Raw genomic sequence first — 2791 nt, 5'->3', positions numbered from 1 at the left:
ACCGGCATCACCCCCGGTGAGCCGGTCAGGCGATCAAAGATGCCGCTCTCGGTGGAGCTTGGACCCGGCCTTCTTGAGATGATCTATGATGGTATCCAGCGGCCCCTGACAGAGCTTGGTGAGATCTCCGGTGATTTTATCGTCCGTGGGGTATCTGCTCCGGCGCTATCGCGTGAAAAGAGGTTCCATTTCACTCCCTCCCTTTCAGAGGGGGATACAATCTCCGGCGGTGCGGTGATCGGGTCGGTTCCTGAGACAAACCAGATTCTTCACACTATTCTTCTCGCACCTGATCTTTCGGGGACGGTGGAGCGGATCGCATCGGAAGGCGACTATACCGTTAATGAGACGATCCTCTGGCTCAGGGATGCAACCGGCACAGAGAAGGAGATCACAATGCTCCAGCGATGGCCGGTTCGGGTGCCCCGGCCGATACAATCGAAGCTTCCTGCGATCCGCCCCCTGATCACGGGCCAGAGGGTGATCGACTCCTTCTTCCCGATTGTCCAGGGAGGGACTGCCGCTGTGCCAGGACCCTTTGGTGCCGGCAAGACGGTTGTCCAGCACCAGCTCGCCAAATGGTGCGATGCCGACATCATCGTCTATGTCGGCTGTGGTGAGCGGGGGAACGAAATGGCAGATGTACTCAGGCAGTTCCCTGCTCTTGTCGATCCAAAGACAAAAGAGCCGTTGATGAAGAGGACGGTTCTCATCGGGAATACCTCGAATATGCCGGTTGCAGCCCGCGAGGCATCGGTCTATACCGGGATCACGATAGCGGAATATTACCGGGATATGGGGTATTCTGTTGCCCTGATGGCAGATTCGACATCCCGGTGGGCTGAGGCGATGCGGGAGATCTCCGGCCGCCTCGAAGAGATGCCGGGCGAACACGGCTACCCTGCCTATCTCGGCTCCCGGCTTGCAGATTTCTATGAACGGGCGGGGCGTGTGAAGACCCTCTCCGGTGAAGAGGGTTCGATCTCGGTGATCGGGGCGGTTTCGCCACCGGGTGGAGATTTCTCCGAGCCGGTGACCCAGAACACGCTCCGGATCGTCCGGGTCTTCTGGGCGCTGGACGCCGATCTCGCTCACCAGCGCCATTTCCCGGCAGTGAACTGGCTCCTCAGCTATTCCCTCTATTCGGATCTCGTTGCTCCGTGGTGGGAGAGTCATGGGGGGGAAAAATGGGGGGAGATGCGATCGGATCTCCTCGCCCTCCTCCAGAAAGAGAACGAACTCCAGGAGATTGTCCAGCTGGTCGGCCCCGATCTCCTCCCCGAAGAGGACAAGTTCACGCTGAATGTAGCTACCATCCTGAGGGAGTCGTTTCTGGTGCAGTCCGCATTCGATCCGGTCGATACGTTCTGCCCCCCCGATAAGCAGTATCGGATGATGACCCTGATTCACCGCTATTACCGGCTGGGAAAGCGGGCAGTTGGTGAGGGGATGAGTTCGGCAGAGGTTCAGCTGCTTCCGGTGACTTCCCGGCTCTCCCGGATGGGGCCGATGCCGCATGAGGAGTTTGTGACATTCTATGCGGAGACTCTTGAAGCGTTGGATACTGCATTCCCCGGAGGTGAGGACTGATGCCGCCGCTCCGGGAGTTCCAGTCTGTTGTCAGGGTTGCAGGGCCGATCCTTGCCGTATCCGGGATCGATGATGCCGGGTATAACGAGGTGGTGAAGGTTCTCCTCCCCGATGGCACAGTCCGGACAGGACAGGTTCTTGAGTCAAGGAAAGGGATGGCGATTGTGATGGTCTTCGGAGGAACCCGGGATCTTGATTGCGATATCACCGCTGTCCGTTTCACCGGCAGGCCGATGACGATGCCGGTGAGTAAAGAGATGCTCGGGAGGATCTTCTCGGGATCGGCCGAACCGATCGATGGCGGAGGAAGTGTCGTGCCTGAGAAGGAGATGGAGATCTCCGGTTATGCAATCAACCCGACGAAACGGGAATTCCCGCAGGATTCGATCGAAACCGGGATCTCCGCAATCGATGGGATGAATACGCTTGTCCGCGGGCAGAAACTCCCGGTCTTCTCAGGTTCAGGCCTGCCGCACAGCCTCCTTGCCGCACAGATCACCCGGCAGGCACGGGTACGAGGGTCTGATGAATCGTTTGCAGTCGTCTTTGCAGCGATGGGGATCACCCATGAAGAGGCCCGCTTCTTCATCGAGGAGTTCTCAGAGACCGGGGCACGGGCACATGCGGTGATCTTTCTGAATAGGGCTGATGACCCTGCGATCGAGCGGATCGTCACCCCAAGGCTTGCCCTCACCGCTGCTGAATACCTGGCATTTGACCTCGGGATGCATGTGCTGGTGGTGATGCAGGATATCACTGCATACTGCGAGGCGCTCCGTGAGGTCTCGGCTGCCCGCGAGGAGATACCGGCCAGACGAGGGTATCCCGGATATATGTACACGGATCTCGCGTCCCTCTATGAACGGGCAGGGAGGGTGAAAGGCAGGCCCGGCTCGATCACCCAGCTTCCGATCCTCTCGATGCCGGATGATGATATCACCCATCCTGTGCCTGATCTGACCGGGTATATCACCGAGGGCCAGATCGTCCTCTCACGCGAACTGCACAGGAAGGGGATTTATCCGCCGATCGATGTACTCCCCTGCCTGTCACGGCTGATGCAGGGAGGAATCGGGGATGGGAGGACTCGGGCGGATCATGCGAATGTCTCAAGCCAGCTCTATGCCGCCTATGCACGCGGGCGACGGCTTGCCGGGCTTGTGGCGGTGATCGGTGATGAAGGGCTTACTGATGTCGAGCG

2 protein-coding genes are annotated in these 2791 nt (G+C 59.0%); both read left to right on the top strand.

The window, feature by feature from the left end; all coding sequences use genetic code 11:
* On the top strand, positions 1-1590 hold a 1590-nt coding region (locus QCH34_RS10130), incomplete at its 5' end, for a V-type ATP synthase subunit A (RefSeq protein WP_300333673.1).
* The coding region (locus QCH34_RS10125) for a V-type ATP synthase subunit B (RefSeq protein WP_300333670.1) at positions 1590-2791 on the top strand (1202 nt) is incomplete at its 3' end. The genes QCH34_RS10130 and QCH34_RS10125, both read left to right, overlap by 1 nt.

It is taken from the genome of Methanocalculus sp. (genome assembly GCF_029762515.1).
In the GTDB taxonomy this organism is placed as follows: domain Archaea; phylum Halobacteriota; class Methanomicrobia; order Methanomicrobiales; family Methanocorpusculaceae; genus Methanocalculus.
Note: the sequence above shows the minus strand (reverse complement) of the source record. Positions and strands in the feature narration are given on the sequence as shown.